Here is a 23,761-nt window from a genome sequence, read left to right as displayed (position 1 = left end):
CGGAGGTCAGGACTCGGGGCCGGACGGCCGCTCCGGCGTCCGCGGCCGCTCCGACAGGTCCTTCAGGAGCGCCCAGCGCGACTCGCGTGACGCCTCGTCGAAGAAGTCGTAGGGCTCGAAGCCGCCCGGTTCCCCGGCGGGTTCGGGCTCCGGCGCGGCGTCGGGACGACGCCGCCGGGCCACCGCCGACGCCGCCCACGCGGACAGCCGGGGCCGCATCGCGGACTCCCGCCCGCGCCACCACCGCACCAGCAGCGCCACCGGCACCCCGACGCCGCCGACCCAGGCCACCGCGGCCAGCCCGGTGAGCCAGCCGACGGGCCCGAACCGGGCGAGCGCCTCGCCGCCCAGCGCGCCGCCCGCCGCCACGGCGAGCACGGCCAGCGCCGCCCCGCACAGCGCGGCGGCCACTCCCACCGCGTACGCGACGCGTCCCCGTGACCATCCGGCCGCCTCGCCCGCCACCACCACGAACCACGCCACCGTCACCGCCGCCGCGGCCGGCACCACGCCCGCCGCCCACGTCAGGGGCGAGCCGTCGCCGGCCGCGGGCAGCGCGGCGAGCAGCGGGAAGGCCGGCAGCAGCGGACCGCCCGCGCTGCCCAGCGGCCCCACCACGTGCCCCGCCCCGAGGACGACCCCGGGGCCCAGTGCGTACGCGGCGCCCCAGACCACGGCGTTCGGCACCAGCGTGAAACACAGCAGCAGCACCGCGAACCGCCCCGACCAGGCCTCCGTCAGCTGCACGAACGACTCCCGCACCGCTCCCCCGTGCCATACGAGCCCCCCGGCCACCACGAGCGCGCCCCCGGCGACCAAGGCGAGGACCCCGGCGGCCGCGGCCCGCGCGGCGACCGGGAGGACGTCGCGCACGAACGTCTCCGGGAGCACGTCCAGGGCCGTGCGCAGCGCCTGTGGCAGGGGCCCGCGCGTCCGCCCGTGCGCGGTCCACACGCCGGCGCCGGCCGCCGCCACGGCGACCACGACGAGGTGTGCCGCGCAGCTGGCCCAGGAGGGCCGCAGTTCACCGCCGGACGCGTAGGACGCGGCGGCGGCGCCGACGAGGAGGTAGCCGAGCGCGACCCCGGCCCACACTCCGGCGGCGGGGGGCTGCGGCGCCCCCTCCTCCTCCGGCTCCGCGGCGTCCCGGGCCGCCCGGTGCACCAGCCAGACCGGGAGCGCCAGGAGGAGCAGCGGGGTCACGCCCATCGGCGCGGGCGTCCCGGACAGCGTGTCGGTCCTGATCACCTCGGCGCCGTGGGCGAGCAGCCACAGCGCGGCGGCGGTGTGCAGGGCGCCGCCGGGCCCGCTGTCCGGGTAGGGCGAGCTGATCCACAGCACCATCACGAGCACCGCGAACGCCCCGAGTCCGAGGCCCGCCGCGACGGCTCCGCCGAACACTCCGGCGGCGGGTCCCGGTGATCGTTCCCGCACCCGGGTCAGCAGCAGGGGCAACGACAGTCCACGGCCGGTCATTTGGGTCACCGGCCCATGCTCCCAACGACACGCGCTTTCCCCGCGTAACAGGCGAACTACGGATGTGTCGCTCAAGATACGTTTATGTACTTTTTCGCGCGAAAGGGTGTGTGGAGTTCCCGATGACGCAGAGCGCCGCAACCCCACTGCCGACGCCGAAGGAGCGCCGCAGGCTCCGCGAGGCGAAGTCGCTGACCCAGGCTCAGCTCGCCGCGAAGGTCGGCGTGACACGCGAGACGGTGCGGTCCTGGGAGTCGGGCCGCACCTCGCCGCGGGGCCGTAAGAGGGAGGCGTACGCCAGACTCCTGACGGACCTCGCGGAGCGCCCCGCCGCCCGGCAGCCGAAGCCGGAGCCGGTGGCCGTCGGCGCCGCCCGGGTCGACCTGGCCAAGCCCGTCGAGCGGACCTCGCGGCCCGAGCCCTCCGCCGCCGGGCCGGAGCAGCCGCCCACGCGGACACCGGCCGAGGCCTTCGACGCCCTCTACACGCATGCCGCCCCGTTCCTGGTCCGCCAGACGTATCTGCTCACCGGCCGCCGCACCCTCGCCCGCGAGGCCGTCGAGCGCGCCTTCCAGCTGGCCTGGCAGCGGTGGCCGGAGGTCGCCGTCGACCCGGACCCGGCGGGCTGGGTGCGGGCGGCGGCGTACGAGTACGCGATGTCGCCCTGGCACCGGATGCGCCCCGCGCACCGCCACCCGGACGCGCCCCCGGCCGACGCGGAGGACCGCAAGCTCCTCGACGTCCTGCTGAGCCTGCCGCCCGCCTACCGGCGCACTCTGCTGCTCTACGACGGGGTGGGCCTGGACCTGCCGGAGACCGCCGCCGAGACCGAGGCCAGCACGCCGGCCGCCGCGAACCGCATCCTGCACGCCCGGGAGGCCGTCGCCGAGCAGCTGCCGGAGCTGGCCGTCCCCGAGCAGCTGAGCCGGCGACTGACGGAGCTGGCGGGCGCGGAGAAGCTCGACGCCCCGAAGTCCACGCTGGTGCGGAACGTCGGTGAGAAGCGCACCCGGTTCTGGACCCGGGCCGCGATCGCCGTCACCGTCCTGATCGTCGGCGCGACCGCACTCACGGTGCGGGTCGCGCCGACGCACTACGAGCCGGTGCCCGCGCCCGGCGCCCCGATCAGCGGCGTGCCGCCGCTGACGGGACCCGGCCGGCTGACCCCGCAGGAGCTGGAGCTGCGCCGGCAGCTGCGCAGCGAGCTGAGCGGCGGCCCCGAGCGGCTGGCGCCCGTGGCCGAATGACCAAAGACCAGTGGGGCCGCACCGGAACGGTGCGGGCCCACTGGTCTGCGTACAGCGGCTGACTACGAGAGGAGCTCGCGGGCCAGCTTGGCGGTCTCGGTCGGCGTCTTGCCGACCTTGACGCCGGCGGCCTCGAGGGCCTCCTTCTTCGCCTGGGCGGTGCCGGAGGAACCGGAGACGATGGCGCCGGCGTGGCCCATGGTCTTGCCCTCGGGCGCGGTGAAGCCCGCGACGTAGCCGACGACCGGCTTGGTGACGTTGGCCTTGATGAAGTCGGCCGCACGCTCCTCGGCGTCGCCGCCGATCTCACCGATCATGACGATCAGGTCGGTGTCGGGGTCGGCCTCGAACGCGGCGAGCGCGTCGATGTGCGTGGTGCCGATGACCGGGTCGCCACCAATGCCGACGGCGGACGAGAAGCCGATGTCACGGAGCTCGTACATCATCTGGTACGTCAGCGTGCCGGACTTCGAGACCAGGCCGATGCGGCCCGGCTTCGTGATGTCGCCCGGGATGATGCCGGCGTTCGACTGGCCCGGCGTGATGAGGCCGGGGCAGTTCGGGCCGATGATGCGGGTCTTGTCGCCCTTGGACTTCGCGTACGCGTAGAACGCGGCGGAGTCGTGGACGGCGATGCCCTCGGTGATGACCACGGCGAGCGGGATCTCGGCGTCGATGGCCTCGACCACGGCGGCCTTGGAGAAGGCCGGCGGGACGAAGAGCACGGACACGTTGGCGCCCGTCTTCTCGATCGCCTCGGCGACCGTGCCGAAGACGGGGATGTCCGTGCCGTCGATGTCGACGGAGGTGCCGGCCTTGCGCGGGTTCACACCGCCGACGATGTTCGTGCCGTCGGCCAGCATGAGCTTGGTGTGCTTCATGCCCGTGGCACCGGTCATGCCCTGGACGATGACCTTGCTGTCCTTGTTGAGGAAGATAGCCATGGCTGTTCTGTCCCTCGTCCCTTACTTCGCGGCCGCGAGCTCGGCGGCCTTGTCGGCCGCGCCGTCCATGGTGTCCACGCGCTGCACCAGCGGGTGGTTGGCGTCGGAGAGGATCTTGCGACCCAGCTCGGCGTTGTTGCCGTCGAGGCGGACGACGAGGGGCTTCTCGACCTTCTCGCCCTTCTCCTCGAGGAGCGCGAGCGCCTGGACGATGCCGTTGGCGACCTCGTCACAGGCGGTGATGCCGCCGAAGACGTTGACGAAGACGGACTTGACGTCCGCGTCGCCGAGGATGATCTCCAGGCCGTTCGCCATCACCTGGGCGGAGGCGCCGCCGCCGATGTCGAGGAAGTTGGCCGGCTTCACGCCGCCGTGGTTCTCACCGGCGTACGCGACGACGTCCAGCGTCGACATGACCAGACCGGCACCGTTGCCGATGATGCCGACCTCGCCGTCGAGCTTGACGTAGTTGAGGCCCTTCTCCTTGGCAGCGGCCTCGAGCGGGTCGGCCGCGTCCTTGTCCTGCAGGGCCTCGTGGTCGGGGTGCCGGAAGTCGGCGTTCTCGTCCAGGGAGACCTTGCCGTCGAGGGCGATGATGTCGCCGGAGGCGACCTTCGCCAGCGGGTTGACCTCGACGAGGAGGGCGTCCTCCTCGATGAAGGTCTTCCAGAGCGTGACCAGCACGTCGGCGACCTTGTCGGCCACCTCGGCCGGGAACTTCGCGTCCTCGACGATCTTGCGCGCGACCGCGGGGGTCACGCCCTCGTTGGCGTCGATCGGCGTCTTGGCGACGGCCTCCGGGCGGGTGGCCGCCACCTCCTCGATCTCCATGCCGCCCTCGACGGAGGCGATGGAGAGGAAGGTGCGGTTGGTGCGGTCCAGGAGGAAGGAGACGTAGTACTCCTCCACGATCTCCGGAGCCGTCTCGGCCATCATCACCTTGTGGACCGTGTGGCCCTTGATGTCCATGCCGAGAATGTTCGTCGCGTGCGCGACGGCCTCGTCGGGGGTGGCGGCCAGCTTCACGCCACCGGCCTTGCCGCGGCCACCGACCTTCACCTGCGCCTTGACGACGGACTTGCCGCCCAGCCGCTCGGTCGCCTCGCGGGCTGCCTCAGGCGTGTCGATGACTTCACCGGCCAGCACCGGTACACCGTGCTTGGCGAAGAGGTCCCTCGCCTGGTACTCGAACAGGTCCACGCGCGTCCGTCCCTATCAGTGATCTCGCGGTTCGATTTCCTGCGTGGGCGTGCCGCGATGGGCAACGTGACTCCGCTGTCACAAGGGAGGCGTACGAGGCGTACACAGTGGCCGGGTACGCGGCATGTCCGTCTCGCAGGTTATCGCCGCTCAGCGATGGCTTCTAAATCGCAGATCACACCTGAGCGGTGATACCGGTCACAGAGCGTCCCGTTTGTCGTGCTGTCCGCCACTTGTTTGCGGCCTCACCGCGCGGGGGTACGCACGGTGAGGCCACCCGAAGAGCCCCGGTTCTGCACGAAGGGGCCCAAGGCGGGCACCCCGTCCCCGACGGGTTCGCCCGCCCGTACGCCGGGTGTCGGCCAGGTCACACCGATGGATTTCGGCCGACCGGGCTCAGCGGCGTCGGTCAGATGCCCCGCACGTAGCTGGGCGCGACGGAGTCGGCGACGCCCTGCACACCGGTGACGGCGTTGCCCGCGAGCGGCTGGACGTCGGCGACGACGGTTCCGGTGAGGTCGTGCGCGAACGGGGCGACGTCGCCGACGACGCCGTTCGCCAGGGGCGCCGCGTCGTCGGCGACGACGGTCTGCGCGAAGGGCGCGACCTCGTCGCCGACGACCGCCGCGGCGAACGGCGTGACGTCGCCGGTGACGCCCTGCGTCAGGCCGTGGGCGCTGGTGCCGACGCCCTGCACGACGGGCCGCACGTGGTCGGCGACCGTCTGCACGAGGGGGCGCACGGAGTCGACGACGCCGCCCGCGAACGGCGCCACGTCGCCCACGACCAGGCCCTGCGCGAGCGGGCCGACCTCGCCGGTCACACCGGACGCCAGCGGCTGGACCTCGCCGGTCACGCCCGCGGCGAAGGGTTGCACCTGCTGCCCGACCAGGCCGGTGGCGAACGGCGTGACGTCGCCGACCGCACCGCCCGCGAGCCCACCGGCGTCGCCGACCGCCTGGCCCGCGACCGGCAGCACGCCGTGCACGGCGGTGGCCGCGACGGGCGGCAGGACGGCGGCCGCGGTCTCGTCGGCGATGGGCGTGGCCGTCGCGGTCACGTCCTCGGCCGCGAACGTGGACAGGGGTCCGAAGAGGTAGTCGACGTCGTCACCCGCGGTGGCCGCGGTGGCCGCCGCGTGCTGGACGTCCTCGGCGGCGGGGGCGTGCGCCCGCGCCTGCGCGCCGAGGTGCGAGACCGTGGCCCCGGCCTTCTGGGGGGTCTTCTGCGTGGCGGCCTTCTGCGTGGCCTTGGCGACGGCCTTCTCGGCGGCGTGGGTGGCCTTGTGGCCGGCCGCCTGGTCGGCGACCTCGGCGGTGGCCTTGTCGGCGGCCTTGTCCGTGGCGCCCCGCGTCAGGTGGGAGGCCGTGTCCTGCACGTCGGCGACGGTGTCACCGGCCACGTCCGGCACGGACAGCGAGTGGGCGGGCAGTTCGTCGGCGCTGGCCACGGCCGAGCCGAGGGCCCAGGCGCCGGAGACGCCGGAGACGCCGGCGGCTATGACGAGGGAGCGGCGGATGTTCTTGTTCATGGGTACGTCGGTTCCTTCGAATTCTCAGGGGTAGGGCAGACCTGTTCCGCCCCCGCGCGACAGGTCACGTGCGGGGAAGGGGCCGCCCTAGCCGGGGAATTCGGGGATGTCGCGATGTCGGTCGGTCACCGGCGCGGGGCCGCCGGACGCGAGCGCGCCGGGCGGCAGCAGCACGGGCAGCCGGCTGTCGAACGCCGCCGCGTGCAGATCCCCGTGCCGCGTCGAACCCCCGTCACCCGCGGACGCGTTGGCCACGGGTGCGCCGTCGGGGCGGGACGGGGTGCCGGGTCCGGCCGGCTGCGGCGCGGCGGCGTGCCGGGCCGGGGACGCGCGATGTGCACCGTCCCGCCGTACGTCGCCGAACCGCGCGGTGTCGTACGCCGTCGGCCCCGCCTGCGTCGAGCCGTGCGGACGCGCGGCTCGGTGCGGGCCGTGCTCGTGCACGGAGGTGTGCGCGGGCTGCGCCTCGGCGGGTTCGGTGGGCTCGGTGGGGTCGGCCGGTGTCGGCTCGGAGCCGGAGTGGCCGGGCAGGCCCGGCAGTTCGGGCAGGGTCGGCGGCCCGTCCGGCAGCGGCCGGGGGGACGCCTGCGCGAGGCCCTCGACGACCCGGCCGGCCACCTCGCCGACCGGCTCGGTCACCTGGCGGACCGCGTCGGCGGCGGGCCGCACGGCCTTCTCCCGTACGGGTTCGACGACCCGCGCGCGCACCTCTCCGGAGGCCCGGCCGGGCACGGCCCGGACCTCGCGCACGGGCTCGGCCGCCGCCTCGCGCACCGCCGCGTGACGCGACGCGAGGGGGCCGGCGGAGTCGTCCGCGTGGGCCTGCCCGCCGCAGAGAAAACCGATGCCGATCAACCCGGCCAGCAACAGCGCCAGTTGAATCGCACGCCGCTTCACCGCCGCGCGCGGCAGGCGCTCGGCGGGGGCGGGGAGGCTGATCGGGGACGTCACGGTGCGCCGATCCTCGCACGGGACGAGGGAGCCTGCGCAAGCCCCGTGTTACCGATGGGTACTCATATCCGGTTTGCCGCCGCTCCGCCGGTTTCGGCCGACGCGTCGGGTATCGGCAGCGGCCGCTTCTCGATGGCCGCGGCCATGACCTCGGGGAACAGGTCGGGGGTGCAGGCGAAGGCCGGTGCGCCGAGTGAGGCGAGCGCCGCCGCGTGCTCCCGGTCGTAGGCGGGCGCGCCCTCGTCGGAGAGCGCGAGCAGCGTCACGAACTGCACGCCGGAGGCCTTCATCGCGGCGACCCGCTTCAGCATCTCGTTGCGTATCCCGCCCTCGTAGAGGTCGGAGATCAGTACGACGACGGTCTCGGCGGGGCGGGTGATCTGCGACTGGCAGTACGCGAGCGCCCGGTTGATGTCGGTGCCGCCGCCGAGCTGAGTGCCGAACAGGACGTCGACCGGGTCGTCGAGCTGGTCGGTGAGGTCGACGACGGCCGTGTCGAAGACGACGAGCCGGGTCCGGATCGAGCGCATGGAGGCGAGCACCGCGCCGAACACGGAGGCGTACACGACGGACGCGGCCATCGAGCCCGACTGGTCGATGCAGAGGATCACCTCCTTCTTCACGGACTGCGCGGCCCGGCCGTACCCGATGAGCCGCTCGGGCACGATCGTGCGGTACTCGGGCAGGTAGTGCTTGAGGTTGGCCGCGATCGTGCGGTTCCAGTCGATGTCGTGGTGGCGCGGCCGGTTGATCCGGGCGCTGCGGTCGAGGGCGCCGGTGAGGGTGGCGCGGGTGCGGGTGGCGAGCTTCTTCTCCAGGTCCTCGACGACCTTGCGGACGACGGCGCGGGCCGTCTCCTTGGTCGTCTCCGGCATCGCCTTGTTGAGGGAGAGGAGCGTGCCGACGAGGTGCACGTCGGCGTCGACGGCCTCCAGCATCTCCGGTTCGAGCAGCAGCGCGGACAGGCCGAGCCGGTCGATGGCGTCGCGCTGCATGACCTGGACGACGGAGGACGGGAAGTACGTGCGGATGTCGCCGAGCCAGCGGGCGACGGACGGGGCGGAGGCCCCGAGCCCGGCGCTCCGGCTGCCGCCGGGTGCCCGTTGTTTCCCTCCGTCGGTTCCGTACAGCGCTGTCAGGGCGCTGTCCATCGCCGCGTCCCGGCCTGCCAGTTGGCAGCCCGTGCCGTCGGCCGCGTCGCCGCCCAGGACGAGTCGCCAGCGCCGGAGCCGTTCATCTCCGATGGTCATGGGGTCCGTCATCTCGCCGCCTCCGTGGGGGTGCTGGTGCGCTGTCTCGTCTGCCGGGTGCGGTGTGTGGTCGCCTGCGCGTCCGGTGGGGGCTGGTCGCGCAGTTCCCCGCGCCCCTGGAGCATGCGGCTGCGCCGCTGCTCCCTCGATGGGATGCCGCACGAAGTGCGCATCCCAGGGGCGCGGGGAACTGCGCGAGAAGCCCCACCGGTCCGCACCCGGCAACGCACCCCCGCACCCCACCCCCTCATCCGGCCCCCGCCCCGACCCCGAGCAACAGCCGAACCACGGGCACCACCGCGTCGGCCCGATCCGGATCGAGCTCCCCGGCGAACCCGGACGGCACCCCCGACACGGCGGAGGCCGAAGCCGCGGGCCCGCGTCCGACGAGCTCACCCAGGGTCCGCCGCACCCCGGACTCGTACGCCGAGAACGTGCGGCGCAGCAGCGGCAGTACGTCGGTGAACGCGTCGCCCGACACTCCGGTCAGCCACGCGTCGACCAGGGCGAGGAGCCGCTCGTCGTGGACGAGGAGGAGGCCGCCGCCCGAACCGCCCCCGACGAAACCCTCGATCCAGGCTGCCGCCTCGCCCGGCGGGGTACCGGGCGAGAGGGCGAGGCCCATCAGCCGGGCCGCGCCGTCGTCGTCGAGCGCGCCCTCGTCCAGCAGGATCCGTGCGCACCGGCCGCGGATCTCCCCGGCCACGCTGTCCCGCGCGGCGAGCGTGCGCAGCACGGCCCGCCAGCGCTCGCCCAGTTCCGCCCGCTCCAGGAGGGCGACGGCCGAGTGCACCGCGTCGACGTGGCCGCGCATCTCGACGGCCGCGTCCGCGTCGAGGCCCGCGCACGCCGGGGGCAGCCCGACGAAGACCCGCTCGGCGAGGCCGGTCGCCACCTCGGCGAGGGCGGCGGTGCCGGTGCCGCGCACGTCGCCGTAGCGCAGGGCGCGGACCAGGGCGGGCAGGGCCTGGGCGAGATGACCGACGTCCGCGTCCAGCGCGGCGCGGTCGGCGAGGACCCGCATCACGACGGGCAGCGCGTCCGGCAGGCCCGCGAGCAGGCAGTGCTCGGCGAGCGCGGTGACGTCGGCGAGGGCGGTCGCGGCGACGGCGTCCGACTCCGCCTTGGCACCGGCCGCGGCGAGCACGGTCGTCCCCCACACCCCGGCCTCGGCGACCCGCACCGAGAGCTCCGGCTCCCAGCGAAGGCGCCATGTCTCGCGGAAGGTGCCGGTGGAGCCGCGGGTGGACCTCGCCGGCTCGCCCCAGTCGACGCCGAGCAGCCGGAGGCGGTGCAGCAGCCGGCTGCGCGCGGCGTCGGTGTCGCCGCGCAGATCGAGGTCCAGCTCCTTCTCCAGCGCGGCCGGCTTCAGGCGCAGGGTGCGCTGCTGCCGGGTGAGGTCGCGCTGCAACGGGACGGCGGGCGCGCTCTCGGGCACCTCGCCCAGGACGTCACCGACGACGAGCTTGTCGTGGATGAGCGACAGCGGGACGTCCGAGCCCTCGCACAGGACGGCCCGTACCGCGTCGAGGGTCTCCGTCAGTCCGGCCAGTGGCCGCCCGCGCATCACGGCGAGGCTCTCCGCGAGCCGCACCGCCTCGATGACATGGGCGGACGACACGATCCGGTCCTCGTCGCGCAGCAGCCCCGCGATCTTGGTCAGCCAGCGCTCCACGGGCCGGTCGGGGACGCTGAACAGGTGCCCGTACCAGCCGGGCGACTCGATCCCCGCCCCGTATCCGCCGGCGCGGGCGAGGCGGCGGTGGGTCCACGGCACCCAGGTCATGTCTACCTTCGCCTTCGGCAGCCCCTTGAGCAGGGCGCGGTCGGCGGCGACGGTGGTCTTCTGCCGCAGTGCGGGCACATGCCACGCCCCGCACACGACGGCGACCTCCTCCGCCGAGCCGAACTCCTTCTGCGCGGCGCGCACTTGGAGTCTCATGTACGCCTCGCGCACCAGGTCGCGGCCGTGTCCGCCGTCCCCGTACGACTCCCGCAGCGCGCCCATGGCCTCGCCGAGCGCGGCGAAGGCATCGCCCTCGCGGTGCTCGACGACGTCCTCCCACCACCGCTCCGCGTCGTCGTACCCCGCGGTCTCGGCGAGCACGCGCAGCGGGTCGACGCGCACGTCCTCCGCCTGGTCCGCCTCGTCCGCCTCGTTCGGGGCGTCCTCGGCGTCCCTCATCGCCAGGCTGTGGGCGGCGGGCAGGTCGATGAAGCGGACGGGCACCGCGTGCGCCAGGGCCCAGCGCACGGCGACCCACTCGGGTGAGAACTCGGCGAACGGCCAGAACGCCGACTTCCCCGGCTCGTCCACGACATGGGCGAGCAGCGCGACCGGCGGCCGCATGCCCTCCTCCGCGGCGAGCGGCACCAGCGCGTCGGCCTCCGGCGGGCCCTCGATCAGCACGATCCGCGGCCCGGCCGCGTCCAGGGCACGGCGCACGGCCCGCGCGGACCCGGGTCCGTGGTGCCGGACGCCGAGCAGCAGAGGCCCTGTCATGCGCTCACCTCGCGGCAGGCCCGGTAGAAGTCCTTCCACCCGTCCCGCTCGCGCACCACGGCCTCCAGGTACTCCTGCCAGACGACCCGGTCCGCCGCCGGGTCACGCACCACGGCGCCGAGGATCCCGGCGGCGATGTCCGACGGCCGCAGCACGCCGTCCCCGAAGTGGGCCGACAGGGCCAGGCCGTTGGTGACGACGGAGATCGCCTCCGCCGTCGACAGCGTCCCGCTGGGCGACTTCACCTTCGTACGGCCGTCGGCGGTCACCCCGTCGCGCAGCTCACGGAAGACGGTGACGACCCGCCGGATCTCGTCGATGCCGTCGGGAGCGCTCGGCAACTCCAGGGCGCGGCCGACCTGTTCGACCCGGCGCGAGACGATGTCGACCTCCGCCTCGACGCTCGCGGGCAGGGGCAGCACCACCGTGTTGAACCGGCGGCGCAGCGCGCTCGACAGATCATTGACGCCGCGGTCCCGGTCGTTGGCCGTGGCGATGAGGTTGAACCCGCGCACGGCCTGCTGCTCCTGACCCAACTCCGGTATGGGCAGCGTCTTCTCGGAGAGGATGGTGATGAGCGTGTCCTGCACATCGGCCGGGATGCGCGTGAGCTCCTCGACCCGTGCGGTCATGCCCTCCGCCATCGCCCGCATGACGGGGCTGGGCACGAGGGCGTCCCGGCTCGGTCCGTGGGCCAGCAGCTGCGCGTAGTTCCACCCGTACCGGATGGCCTCCTCCGGCGTGCCGGCCGTGCCCTGCACGAGCAGCGTGGAGTCCCCGCTGACGGCGGCCGCGAGGTGCTCGGACACCCATGTCTTGGCGGTCCCCGGCACGCCGAGCAGCAGCAGGGCCCGGTCGGTCGCCAGCGTGGTCACGGCCACCTCGACGATGCGCCGCGGCCCCACGTACTTCGGCGTGATCACCGTGCCGTCGGCCAGGGTGCCGCCGAGCAGATACGTGGCGACGGCCCACGGCGACAGGCGCCAGCGGGCCGGCCGCGGCCGGTCGTCCTGCGCGGCCAGCGCCGCGAGTTCACCCGCGAACGCGTCCTCGGCGTGCGGCCGCAGCGCCTCTCCCCCGGCCTGCTCGCCGGTCCGGTCCTCGACGGAAACGGTCATGGCTGTCCCCCTCCAACTCGCCCAACTCGAACCATCACGACGAGGACATGACCGCCTCGCCGCGCGATGGATCCCACGGTGCACCACGCCACTGACAATCGACCTCGCACCCACGATCACCGCAGGTCAGCGCGGCGGCCGACGGGATTGTCAGTGCCGGGACCTACCGTCGAAGACATGACTCAGCAGGGGGTGCGCTGGACGACGGACCAGGTGCTGGCACTGGCGCCTGACGCCTCGTCACGCAAGGCGGGAAGCAAGCTCGGGGCGGCGGGACCCTGGTCGGGGACCGGGAGTTCGGACGAGGGGACGGTGTGGGGACTGTGCAAGGGCAGCGGCAGCAAGCCGTACCAGACGATCGTGGACACGGGCGGTGGGCCGGGCGCGACGGGCCCGGGATACAAGTGCAGTTGTCCGAGCCGCAAGTTCCCGTGCAAGCACGCGCTGGGGCTGCTGCTGCTCTGGGCGGGCGACGACACGCAGGTGCCGGGCGGGCAGGCGCCGCCGGACTGGGCCGAGCAGTGGCTCGCGGGCCGCAGACAGCGGGCGGCGGCGAAGCAGGAGGGCGCGGCCGGGGCCGGCGGCAGCGCCCCGGCAGATCCTGAGGCGGCGCGACGCAGAGCGGAGCGGCGCGCGCTGCGGATCACCGCGGGGGCCACGGAGCTGGAGCAGCGCCTGACCGATCTGATCCGGGGCGGACTGGCGCAGGCGGAGCAGGCGGGTTACGGACTGTGGGAGGAGACAGCGGCCCGCATGGTCGACGCACAGGCGCCCGGACTGGCCTCGCGGGTACGGGAGTTGGGCGCGATACCGGGCAGTGGACCCGGCTGGCCGGTGCGACTGCTGGAGGAGTGCGCTCTCCTGCATCTCCTCGACCAGGGCTGGCTGCACCGTGCGGAGCTCCCCGACGACCTGGCGGCGACGGTCCGTTCCCGGGTGGGCCTGACGGCCTCGGCGACGGAGCCCGCGCTCCGGGACCGCTGGCTGGTCCTGTCCCAGTACGACACGGCGGACGGGCATCTCACCACGCGCCGCATCTGGCTGTACGGCGAGGAGTCGGCCCGCACGGTCCTGCTCCTCTCCTTCGGGGCGGCGGGCCGCGCCCCGGCGCTGGCCCTGCCGACCGGGCCGGCCGTGGACGCGGCCGTGGCGAGACATCCGGGGGCGGGGGCGCTCCGCGGGGAAATGGGCGAGCGGTTCTCGGCACCGGAGCCGAGCGCCGTCCGGCCGTCGGGGGGTGATGTGGGCCAGGCCCTCGTGGCGTACGGGCGGGCGCTCGCGGCGGATCCGTGGCTGGAGTCGTGGCCGGTGACCTTGGCTGACGTGATACCGGTGCAGGGCCCCGACGGCGGCTGGCAACTGGCGGACGCCGATGGCAAGTCGGCGCTCCCCCTGACCGCCCACGCCGCGATGTCCTCCGGGCTGTGGCGTCTGGTGGCTCTGTCCGGTGGTGCGCCGGTGACGGTGTTCGGGGAATGCGGCCACACGGGTTTCCGCCCGCTCTCGACGTGGACGCCCGCGTCCCCCGACCTCATCTCCCTGTGCTGACCGCACCGCCTCCATGACAGTGCCCCGGCGCTGGGGTGCCGCCTTGCCCACCCTGCCGCCCCAGGCGGCAGATTGCCCAAGGCGGGGGCGGAATCCAACGGCGCCGCACCCGAACACGGGAGGCCCCACCGGGGAAGGCCGCACGGCAACGGGAGGGGATGTGTCGGGGTGCCCCCGCAGGACACCACAGGCATTCAGCGCCGGATGACGCGCCTACGGCGTACGGAGGCGACGAGACCTATCCGGCCGAGGAGGTACCCCGACACGGCCCCGCCCCCACGCACCGTCCGACGGCGCCCCACAGCAACCGACCACGACGAGGACAGAGAACACAGAACAGAGGGGTTCAGATGACCAGCCCGACCACCACACCCTGGGACGACCTGGTGACCACGGCTCTGCTCGGTACGGAGCGCCGCTCGACCACCACCCCCACCGCCCTCCTCGACGAGGCGGCCGTGCAGACGGTCCGGCGCCGCGCGGGCCTGCGCCCGGCCCCGGCCGCCACCCCGCCCGAGCCCGCCGCCGCGGACCCCCGCCCGCCCCTGCCGACCGCCGCGCGCAGCCGCCTGTCGCTGCTGCTCACCGACCGCCCCGGCACCGGCAATACGCGAAGAGGCGCCGCCCCCGACCTCCTGGAACTGCTCCCGCAGTGGCTGGCGACGGCCAACTCCCACGGCTACGCGCCCCCGCCCGAACTCCTGCCGGCGCTGCTCGACGCGGCGCGCGGCCGCACGGACCTGCGCCCGGGGGCCCTCACGTTCGCGGGCCCGCGCGCCCTGTGGCTGGCCCGCCTCAACCCGGACTGGAAGTTCGCCCTGCGGGCGGCGCCGGGCGCGGGCACGGCGCTGCCCGCGCCCGAGGACACGGAACAGGTCCAACTCCTGTGGTCGGAGGGTTTGTTCGCGGAGCGGGTGGCGCTGCTCGCCGCCGTCCGCGCCCACGACCCGGATGCGGCCCGCACCCTGCTGGAGGGCACCTGGCGCACCGAGCGGGCCGAGGACCGCCTCATGTTCCTGGACTCCCTGCGCACGGGACTGGGCGACGCGGACGAGCCGTTCCTGGAGCGGGCCCTGGCCGACCGCAGTCGCAATGTGCGGTCGACGGCAGCCGAGCTGCTCTCCGCGCTGCCGCACTCCGCGCTCGCCGGACGCATGGCGGACCGTGCGCTGTCCTGCGTGGCGCTCGACCGCACGACGGGGGCCGTCGTCGTGGAGGCCCCGCACGAGTGCGACGTGGCGATGGAGCGGGACGGCGTGGTGGCCAAGCCTCCCACGGGCCGGGGCGAACGATCGTGGTGGCTGGGCCAGTTGGTGGAGGCCGCGCCCCTCGACCGCTGGCCGGCGAGACTCGGCGACCGTACCCCGGAGGAGATCGTGACGCTGCCGGTCGCCGACGACTGGCGGGGTGAGCTGCACGCGGCGTGGTGCCGGGCCGCGGTGCGCCAGCGCGACACCGGCTGGTCGCGGGCGCTGCTCGGCACCCCGACGGCCGCCGACGCGGCGGGCCCCGGCGCGGTCTCGCTCGCGGAGCGGTCGAAGCTGCTCGCGGCGCTGCCGGGGGCGGAGCGGGCGGAGTGGGTGGCGCGGTTCATCGCGGCGCACGGCCTGTCCGAGGCGTTCCAGCTGCTCGGGGTGTGCGCGACGCCCTGGGCACCGCCGCTCGGGCGGGCCGTCGTCGACGCACTGAACATCGCGCGGGACGCGGGGAGTTATCCATGGAGCTTCAGCGGAGTGATGGGTCTGGCCGAGCGCTGCCTGGACCCGGAGGAAGCCGTGCGTCTGGAAGGGCTCACGGCGACGGTGGAGGAGACGGAGGACGCGGCGCCCGGGGCCGGCGGGTACTGGTCGGAGGCGTTCCAGAGGCTGGTCGGCACGTTGCGGCTGCGCCGGGCGATGCGCGACGAACTGGCTCCGCCGGGACCTGCCCCGACGCCCGGCGGCCCATGAACGGCACCCGCCCCACGCCCCGCAAGCAACTCACTGACGGGCGGCCCCGCCCCACAACCCGCAACCAACCCACGAACGGGCCCCGCCCCACGGACAAGACCAGGCCGACGAACGTCACCCGGTCCACAACCCACGCCGGGCCCACAACCCACGCCGGGCCCACACCCCGCAACCACTCCACCAGCGGTCCCCCGCCCGGCGCACCAGGCTCCGACGGGACGGGCTCCGGCGGGACAGACTCCGACAGGCCAGACTCCGGACCGCCCCCCGGCGGGCTACGCCCCGGCCGGCTGCCGCACGTTGGCGCGGACCCAGTCCACGATGGACGCGGTCGTGGCGCCGGGCGTGAAGATCTCCGCGACGCCCTTCTCCTTGAGCGGCGGGATGTCGGCCTCGGGGATGATGCCGCCGCCGAAGACCTTGATGTCCTCGGCGTCGCGCTCCCGGAGCAGTTCGATGACGCGGGCGAAGAGGGTGTTGTGCGCGCCGGAGAGGATGGACAGGCCGATCGCGTCGGCGTCCTCCTGGATCGCGGTGTCCACGATCTGCTCGGGCGTCTGGTGCAGACCCGTGTAGATGACCTCCATGCCGGCGTCGCGCAGCGCCCGCGCGATCACCTTGGCCCCGCGATCGTGGCCGTCGAGCCCCGGCTTCGCGACGACCACGCGGATCGGACCGGCTGCCACACCCATCACTGCCTCCATGAAGCGACTGACCCCCGGGGCTCTGGTACCCGGTTGCCGGATACCCCATCCGGGATACCCGAAGTGAACGAACGTTATCGACAGCATCCCGCAACCGGCCGTTTCACGGTGCTCAGCGAGGGGGAAATCACACGGTGGGACACGTTCGCTGCGCGCCGCAACCGCATCCGGCGGGTTTTCAACCGCATCCGGGACAGGCGCGAGGGGAGCCGCTTCGAGGTCGCCGGGCCACCGCGCCGACAGCCGCACGGCACGGTGGCACGGTGCGTTCGGCCGTCTTTCGGGTCGACGAGTCGGCACATCGGCCCGGCCCTGGGTCTCGCTTCGGCCGGTTCCCCACATGAGTGCACACGGGGGTCAGAGGCGTCCTCCCTGTGCCGACGGGAGGTTGACCGATGAAGGTCACGAGGACCTTGCCCTTTCGCCCGATCTGCCACCTGCTCCCCACCAGACTGGCCGGTCTGTCGGTCGCGCTCCTGAAGGCGACCGCGCTCGAACTGGCGATCCTCGCGGGGCATCTGCTCCTCTATCCCTCGGGCATCCTCCCGGAACGAAGGCATCCGCCGGCGCTCCCGGCCACGGGGGCATCGGGCGCGGCACTCACGCCGGCGGACCTGGAGCGGCTGGACGACCCCGATGAGCTCGAGGACCTGGACGGCCCCGACGACCTGAAGGACTTGGCCGGTCTGGCGGACGCGCCGCGGCTGCCCACCCCGGCCAAGCCCCCGGTGCTGCTGCTGCACGGCTTCATCGACAACCGCTCGGTCTTCGTCCTGCTGCGCCGTTCCCTGGTCCAGCACGGCAGGCACGAGATCGAGTCGCTGAACTACTCGCCGCTGACGTGCGACATACGGGCCGCGGCGGCGCTGCTGGCCCGGCATGTCGAGGAGCTGTGCGAGCGGTCGGGCCAGGAGCGGATCGACATCGTGGGTCACAGCCTGGGCGGGCTGATAGCGCGCTACTACGTGCAGCGCCTGGGCGGCGACCAGCGGGTGCGCACGCTCGTCTCGCTCGGCACCCCGCACGGCGGCACCCGGGTCGCGCCGCTCGCGGACGCGCATCCGATCGTGCGGCAGATGCGCCCCGGTTCACCGGTCGTCGAGGAGCTGAAGGGGCCGGCGCCCGGCTGCCGTACGCGTTTCGTGAGCTTCTGGAGCGATCTCGACCGGCTGGTGGTGCCGCTGGAGTCGGCGTGCGTCGACCACCCGGATCTCCTCGTGCAGAACGTGCGGGTGACGGGCATCGGGCATCTGGCGCTGCCGGTGCACCCGGCCGTCGCGACGGGGGTCCGCCAGGCCCTCGACGCCGACCCGACGACGGAAGGAGTGCACGCCGCCGACTCGGTCGGCGGCCTGACGGTGGCGTGACTCTGGCGCCGGAAGAGCCCGTTCGCGTCGAACACATCTCGAACTCAGAGCCAAGGCTCTGCCCACAGTTCACCGAAAGGCGGCCGATTGCCCGTTTCCATCGGGCATGAAACCTGCCGAAGATTGTCGTGCCCTCGTACCGCCGGGTACAGTCGCCGCACTGCTCTGGCAGCCCCTGTTGTCGAGGCGAAAGAGAAGTTGGTGAACGACCGTCATCCGTCGGGGACCGCGCACTACGCGGCACACGACGGTTACTCCACGACCAGCTTCGCCACCGATCCGCTCTTCGGTGACCTGCCGGGCGACAGCTCGTACGACACGGGTTCCTACGACACCGGCCAGTGGCACACCGCCGGTCAGCAGCAGTACGCCGACCCGTACGCCACGTCGGGCTTCGACACGGGTGCGTTCGACACGACGACGTACAGCGCGGCCGCGTACGACACGGGCACGTACGACACCGGCAGTTACGACACGACCGCCATGTGGGCGGGCGCCGGTTACGGCCAGCAGCACACCGCTCAGTGGACGGCGCAGCCCTACGAGACGCAGACTTTCGAAACCCAGACCTTCGAGACGCAGACTTTCGAGACGCCGGTCTTCGGTACGACGGCGTACGACACGGGCGCGTACGACGCAACGGCGTGGAACTCCGACGGGACCCCGGCCGTTCACGAGACCGCCGTCCATGACACGGTTCTCCATGAGACCGGTGTCCATGAGACTGCACTCCACGAGACCGGTGTCCTCGAGACCGCCGCACTCCACGAGTACGTGCCGGACCAGTACAACCCCGTCGAGTATCCCCAGGCGCACGACGAGCCCGAGGCCGGGTCGGACTCCGGGCCGGGTTCCGTGCCGGAGCCCCGGGCGGAGTCCGATGCGCGTGAACCGGCTCCCGCCGAACCGGAGTTCACGTCGCGGGCCGCGTCCCGCGCCGCCGGAAGGTCCCGTCGCCGTGTGCCCGCCAAGCGTTCCGCGCTGCTGACCGTCGCCGTGCCCTCGGTGTGCGTGGTCGGGGTCGCCGGGATCGCGGCGGCGTCCGTGGGCAGCATCGGCGGCGGGGACGACGGCAAGGAGACGCAGGCAGCGGCGGCGCCCGACGCGAGCGCGGTGAAGCCGTCCGTCGCCAACAACAAGCTGGACACGCAGCTCAAGGATGTGTCCGCGGACGCGGGCGACTTCGCCGACCGGGCGAGCCGCACGCAGGAGCGGATCGACCTGAGGGCGAAGCAGGAGGCCGACCGCAAGAAGGCCGCCGAGGAGGCCGCGCGCAAGGAGGCGCTGCGCCCCAAGTTCGCTCTGCCGGTGAAGCAGCGCGGGCTGAGCGCCTATTACGGACAGGCCGGTATCAACTGGATGTCCGTGCACTCCGGCATCGACTTCCCGGTCTCGTACGGGACTCCAGTGATGGCCGCGACGGACGGCACCGTGCGCACGCAGTGGAACAGCGCGTACGGGAACATGGCGATAGTGACCGCCAAGGACGGTACGGAGACCTGGTACTGCCACCTCTCCGCGCACACCGTGATGAGCGGGCCCGTGAAGGCCGGTGACGTGATCGCGCGGTCGGGCAACTCCGGGAACTCGACCGGACCGCACCTGCACTTCGAGGTACGGCCCGGGGGCGGCTCGGCGATCGACCCGCTGCCGTGGCTGCGCAGCCACGGCCTGGATCCCACGTAACCGCGTAGCGCGTAACCGCGTAACCGCTACAGCTTCTCGACCGGCGCGTACCGCAGCAGCAGACGCTTGGGCTTGGGGTCGCCGAAGTCGATCGTCGCCTCCGCGTTCCCGCCCGATCCGCTCACGCCCACCACCGTGCCGAGGCCGAACTGGTCGTGCGTGACACGGTCGCCGACGGCCAGGGACACCACCGGCTTCTCGGTGGCGCGGCGCGTGGCGAACGCCGGCGTCGTACGGGAGCGGGACGACGACAGCGACGCGGCGATGCCGCCGCCGATGCCCTTGGTGGACGGCGCCGGCGCCGAAGCGCCCGTGCGCTTCCACTCCAGGTGCGCGTCCGGGATCTCCTCCAGGAAGCGGGAGGGCGGGTTGTACGAGGGCTGGCCCCAGGCGCTGCGCATCGTCGACCGCGTCAGGTACAGCCGCTCCCGCGCGCGCGTGATGCCCACGTACGCGAGGCGCCGCTCCTCCTCCAGTTCCTTGGTCTGGCCGAGGGAGCGCATGTGCGGGAAGACGCCGTCCTCCATGCCGGTCAGGAAGACCGTGGGGAATTCGAGGCCCTTGGCGGTGTGCAGGGTCATCAGGGTGATGACGCCGCTGCCGTCGTCCTCCTCGTCGGGGATCTGGTCGGAGTCGGCGACGAGCGCGACGCGCTCCAGGAAGTCGGAGAGGGTGCCCGCGGACGCGCCGCCGTCCTCGCCTTCCTCCGCGCCCTCGGCCGCCGCGCCGGACTCCTGCTCGAATTCCAGGGCGACGGCGGCGAGCTCCTGAAGGTTCTCGATGCGGGTCTCGTCCTGCGGGTCCGTGGAGGACTGCAGCTCGGCGAGGTACCCGGTGCGCTCCAGGACGGCCTCCAGGACCGTGGCCGGGCCGGCGCCCGACTCCACGATGGTCCGCAGGTCCTCCATGAGGGTGTTGAACCGCTTCACGGCGTTCGTCGAGCGGGCCGCCATGCCGTACGCCTCGTCGACGCGGCGCAGTGCCTGCGGGAAGGAGATCTTCTCGCGCTGCGACAGTGCGTCGATCATGGCCTCGGCTCGGTCGCCGATGCCGCGCTTGGGCACGTTCAGGATGCGGCGCAGCGGGACGGAGTCCTCGGGGTTCGACAGGACCCGCAGGTAGGCGAGGACGTCCCGGACCTCCTTGCGCTCGTAGAAGCGGACGCCGCCGACGACCTTGTAGGGCAGGCCGACGCGGATGAAGATCTCTTCGAAGACACGGGACTGCGCGTTCGTCCGGTAGAAGACGGCGACGTCGCCGGCCTTCGCGTCGCCCGCGTCCGTGAGCCGGTCGATCTCCTCGGCGACGAACTGGGCCTCGTCGTGCTCGGTGTCCGCGACGTAGCCGGTGATCTGGGCGCCCGCGCCCGCGTTGGTCCACAGGTTCTTGGGGCGGCGCGACTCGTTGCGCTCGATGACCGCGTTGGCCGCGGAGAGGATCGTCTGGGTGGAGCGGTAGTTCTGCTCCAGCAGGATCGTCGTCGCGTCCGTGTAGTCCTCCTCGAACTGGAGGATGTTGCGGATCGTGGCGCCGCGGAACGCGTAGATGGACTGGTCGGCGTCACCCACGACGCAGAGCTCGGCGGGGTCCGCGTCGTTGCCCTCCGCGTCCTGGGCCGGGCCGACGAGCTCGCGCACCAGCGCGTACTGCGCGTGGTTCGTGTCCTGGTACTCGTCGACCAGGACGTGGCGGAAGCGGCGGCGGTAGTGCTCGGCGACGTCGGGGAACGCGCGCAGCAGGTTCACCGTCGTCATGATCAGGTCGTCGAAGTCCAGCGCGTTGGCCTCGCGCAGCCGCGACTGGTACATCGCGTAGGCCTGGGCGAGCGTCTTCTCGAATCCGTCGGCGGCCTGGCCGGCGAAGTCCTCCTCGTCGATCAGCTCGTTCTTCAGGTTCGAGATCTTGGCGCTGAAGGACTTCGGCGGGAACTTCTTCGGGTCGAGGTCCAGGTCGCGGCAGACCAGGGCCATCAGGCGCTTGCTGTCGGCGGCGTCGTAGATCGAGAACGACGAGGTGAAGCCGAGCTTCTTCGACTCGCGGCGCAGGATGCGCACGCAGGCGCTGTGGAAGGTCGAGACCCACATGGCGTTGGCGCGCGGGCCGACGAGGGACTCGACGCGCTCCTTCATCTCGCCCGCGGCCTTGTTCGTGAACGTGATCGCGAGGATCTGGCCGGGGTGCACGCCGCGCTCGGCCAGCAGGTAGGCGATGCGGTGGGTGAGGACGCGGGTCTTGCCGGAGCCGGCGCCCGCGACGATGAGCAGCGGGGTGCCACCGTGCACGACGGCCGCCCGCTGGTTCTCGTTCAGCCCGTCGAGGAGGGCCGCCGGGTCGAGGGCCGGGCGGGGGGCGCCGTCGCGGTAGTAGGCGTCCCTGGCCGGGGGCACGTCGAACTTCCCGCCGAACAGGTCGTCCGGGATCGGCTCCGGCGCGGGGCCGTCGTGCTCGTCCTCGGGCGGCGGCGGGGGCTCCTCCGCGCCGCGCTGGAGGCTGGCCAGGAAGTTGTCGTCAAAGAGGCTGCTCATCGCTCTACGAGTCTAGGCCGCCCCACTGACACCCCGCCGCCGCCTTCACCACACCGCCCGTCCGAGCAGGTCAGCGGCTTCGGAACGCGCGGGTCGGCCGGGCCCGGACACCGGACGCCCCCTCGTCACACTCCATGACGACACCTTCACAAATAGTGAGTGAAGCCCACACACTCCCGCATCCCCGACAAGCGCATGGACGAAATGCGAACAAATCGCCGCAGACCATGAGGGGTTGGCCGCATACGGCCAGGTGCGGGGCCGCGGAGTCGCCAAGGTCACGAAAATGTATCGGGCATATCGAACATCAACCTTCACAGCAGCAACACGAGTTGGCTACGGTGCTGCGCGGGCAGCCCGTCCCCCCGCTCGCGAACAACGCGGCGACCGGGCAGCCCCCGCTGAGTTCCGTACGCCGAGAGGCAGGGAACCGGGGACCCAACCGACCTTGGGGTGAATCGGCTCAACGGCCCGGCACCATCGGGCAGTTGACCGTAGGGCAGCCTTCCGTACGCCCGAACCCGACAGCTAACCCGGTAGGCGGACCACGGAAGGAGTCGCCTCCTTGGCGTCGCACCGCAAGCCGCGCACCCGCTCCCGGATGTCGGGCGGCCTTCGCACCACCCCCGCGGTCGGGATCACGACCGCCGCCCTCACCTCGGTGGCCCTGCTCTCGCAGACGGCACAGGCCGCCCCCGCGCAGCCGGCCAGGCCGAGCCTCGAAGAGGTGCAGAAGAAGGTCGACACCCTGTACCGGCAGGCCGAGGTCGCCACGCAGAAGTACAACTCCGCCAAGGAGCAGACCGACAGCAAGAAGAAGCAGGTCGACCAGCTCCTCGACGACATCGCGCAGCGCACCGAGAAGATGAACGCGGCCCGCCAGGACCTGGGCCGGTTCGCCGCCGAGCAGTACCGCTCGGGCGGGGTCAGCGACACCGCGACGATGTTCCTCGCCGACGACCCCGAGGACTACTTCGCGCAGAACCACCTGATGAGCCGGATGACCGCCAGCCAGAAGAAGGCGGTCGACGACTACCAGGAGCAGCAGCGCGCGACCGCGAAGAAGCGCACCGAGGCGCAGGAGAACCTCCAGCAGCTCACCTCCTCGCAGACCGAGCTGAAGACCTCGAAGCAGAGCGTGCAGTCCAAGCTCTCCGACGCGCGCCGGCTGCTGTCCGAGCTGACGGCCGAGGAGAAGCAGCGGCTCGCGGCGATCGAGAAGAAGAAGGAAGAGGCGGCCCGCAAGAAGGCCGCCGAGCTCGCCCAGAAGCAGAAGGCCGAGGAGGAGCAGAAGCGGAAGGCGGCCGAGGAGGCGGCCCGGCAGGAGGACGGCTCGGGTACGTCGTCCGGATCGGGGTCCGGCTCGTCCGGCTCGTCCGGCTCGTCGTCGACCTACGCGGCCAAGGCGGCGAAGGCGCTGGCGTTCGCCAAGTCCCAGGAGGGCAAGCCGTACGTGTGGGGCGCCACGGGCCCGGACTCGTACGACTGCTCGGGGCTGACCCAGGCGGCCTGGAAGGCGGCGGGCATCTCGCTGCCGCGCACCACCTGGGACCAGGTGGAGGTCGGCACGACCGTCCCGCTCTCCGACATCCAGCCGGGTGACCTGGTCTTCTTCTACGACGACATCAGCCACGTCGGCCTCTACCTCGGCGACGGCATGATGATCCACGCGCCGAAGCCGGGGGCGTACGTCCGCGAGGAGTCCATCTACTACGACGGCACGGGGTCGATCCACAGCGTGGTGCGCCCCGCCTGACCGGAT

The 23,761-nt window shown here is 72.9% G+C and carries 16 protein-coding genes and 1 riboswitch; of the genes, 6 read left to right on the top strand and 10 right to left on the bottom strand.

The window, feature by feature from the left end; translation table 11 throughout:
- Positions 1-6: 6 nt before the first annotated feature.
- The gene (locus ACVHNB_RS04120; protein ID WP_456227430.1) at positions 7-1,476 is read right to left on the bottom strand and encodes a cell division protein PerM; all 1,470 of its coding nucleotides are present in this window, start codon (positions 1,474-1,476) and stop codon (positions 7-9) included.
- Positions 1,477-1,598: 122 nt separating this feature from the next.
- Here ACVHNB_RS04120 and ACVHNB_RS04115 point away from each other — a divergent pair, with 122 nt between their 5' ends.
- Positions 1,599-2,723 carry a helix-turn-helix domain-containing protein gene (locus ACVHNB_RS04115; protein WP_428952781.1) on the top strand — a complete coding sequence of 375 codons (1,125 nt, stop codon included), beginning with the start codon at positions 1,599-1,601 and terminating at the stop codon, positions 2,721-2,723.
- A 62-nt stretch (positions 2,724-2,785) separates the two neighbouring features.
- Here the strand turns inward: ACVHNB_RS04115 and sucD are convergent, their stop codons facing one another.
- From sucD to ACVHNB_RS04080, 7 genes are all read right to left on the bottom strand, one after another.
- Complete coding sequence (gene sucD / locus ACVHNB_RS04110; protein WP_428952782.1) at positions 2,786-3,667, bottom strand: succinate--CoA ligase subunit alpha; 882 nt, start codon at positions 3,665-3,667, stop codon at positions 2,786-2,788.
- A 21-nt stretch (positions 3,668-3,688) separates the two neighbouring features.
- Positions 3,689-4,867 carry an ADP-forming succinate--CoA ligase subunit beta gene (sucC, locus tag ACVHNB_RS04105; protein WP_428952783.1) on the bottom strand — a complete coding sequence of 393 codons (1,179 nt, stop codon included), beginning with the start codon at positions 4,865-4,867 and terminating at the stop codon, positions 3,689-3,691.
- A 409-nt stretch (positions 4,868-5,276) separates the two neighbouring features.
- A complete protein-coding gene (locus ACVHNB_RS04100; RefSeq protein ID WP_456227429.1) occupies positions 5,277-6,398 on the bottom strand; it encodes a hypothetical protein in 1,122 nt (373 codons plus the stop codon).
- Positions 6,399-6,485: 87 nt separating this feature from the next.
- On the bottom strand, positions 6,486-7,349 hold the full coding sequence (locus ACVHNB_RS04095; protein WP_456227428.1) for a hypothetical protein: 864 nt from the start codon (positions 7,347-7,349) through the stop codon (positions 6,486-6,488).
- A gap of 62 nt (positions 7,350-7,411) precedes the next feature.
- The gene (locus ACVHNB_RS04090) at positions 7,412-8,599 is read right to left on the bottom strand and encodes a vWA domain-containing protein (protein ID WP_456227427.1); all 1,188 of its coding nucleotides are present in this window, start codon (positions 8,597-8,599) and stop codon (positions 7,412-7,414) included.
- Between the two features lie 247 nt (positions 8,600-8,846).
- Complete coding sequence (locus ACVHNB_RS04085) at positions 8,847-11,102, bottom strand: DUF5682 family protein (protein ID WP_456227426.1); 2,256 nt, start codon at positions 11,100-11,102, stop codon at positions 8,847-8,849.
- A complete protein-coding gene (locus ACVHNB_RS04080; protein WP_428952788.1) occupies positions 11,099-12,220 on the bottom strand; it encodes an ATP-binding protein in 1,122 nt (373 codons plus the stop codon). The genes ACVHNB_RS04085 and ACVHNB_RS04080 overlap by 4 nt, the downstream gene beginning before the upstream one ends.
- Positions 12,221-12,397: 177 nt before the next feature.
- Between ACVHNB_RS04080 and ACVHNB_RS04075 the strand changes: the two genes are divergently transcribed.
- Positions 12,398-13,768, top strand: a complete 1,371-nt coding sequence (locus ACVHNB_RS04075) for an SWIM zinc finger family protein (protein ID WP_428952789.1) — start codon at positions 12,398-12,400, stop codon at positions 13,766-13,768.
- A gap of 350 nt (positions 13,769-14,118) precedes the next feature.
- A complete protein-coding gene (locus tag ACVHNB_RS04070; protein WP_456227425.1) occupies positions 14,119-15,717 on the top strand; it encodes a DUF5691 domain-containing protein in 1,599 nt (532 codons plus the stop codon).
- 275 nt (positions 15,718-15,992) lie between these two features.
- Here the strand turns inward: ACVHNB_RS04070 and ACVHNB_RS04065 are convergent, their stop codons facing one another.
- A complete protein-coding gene (locus tag ACVHNB_RS04065) occupies positions 15,993-16,409 on the bottom strand; it encodes a cobalamin B12-binding domain-containing protein (RefSeq protein WP_428952791.1) in 417 nt (138 codons plus the stop codon).
- 407 nt (positions 16,410-16,816) lie between these two features.
- Here ACVHNB_RS04065 and ACVHNB_RS04060 point away from each other — a divergent pair, with 407 nt between their 5' ends.
- A complete protein-coding gene (locus ACVHNB_RS04060; RefSeq protein ID WP_456227424.1) occupies positions 16,817-17,788 on the top strand; it encodes an esterase/lipase family protein in 972 nt (323 codons plus the stop codon).
- A 201-nt stretch (positions 17,789-17,989) separates the two neighbouring features.
- Complete coding sequence (locus ACVHNB_RS04055) at positions 17,990-19,474, top strand: M23 family metallopeptidase (RefSeq protein ID WP_456227423.1); 1,485 nt, start codon at positions 17,990-17,992, stop codon at positions 19,472-19,474.
- 26 nt (positions 19,475-19,500) lie between these two features.
- Here the strand turns inward: ACVHNB_RS04055 and pcrA are convergent, their stop codons facing one another.
- Positions 19,501-21,999, bottom strand: a complete 2,499-nt coding sequence (gene pcrA, locus ACVHNB_RS04050) for a DNA helicase PcrA (protein ID WP_456227422.1) — start codon at positions 21,997-21,999, stop codon at positions 19,501-19,503.
- A 403-nt stretch (positions 22,000-22,402) separates the two neighbouring features.
- Positions 22,403-22,557, top strand: a riboswitch (cyclic di-AMP (ydaO/yuaA leader).
- Positions 22,558-22,564: 7 nt separating this feature from the next.
- Between pcrA and ACVHNB_RS04045 the strand changes: the two genes are divergently transcribed.
- The gene (locus tag ACVHNB_RS04045; protein WP_428952795.1) at positions 22,565-23,755 is read left to right on the top strand and encodes a C40 family peptidase; all 1,191 of its coding nucleotides are present in this window, start codon (positions 22,565-22,567) and stop codon (positions 23,753-23,755) included.
- The last annotated feature ends 6 nt before the right edge of the window (positions 23,756-23,761 follow it).

Source organism: Streptomyces sp. YJ-C3 (assembly GCF_053891275.1).
The sequence above is the reverse complement of the archived record's forward strand: the minus strand, read 5'-3'. Positions and strand labels throughout refer to the sequence as shown.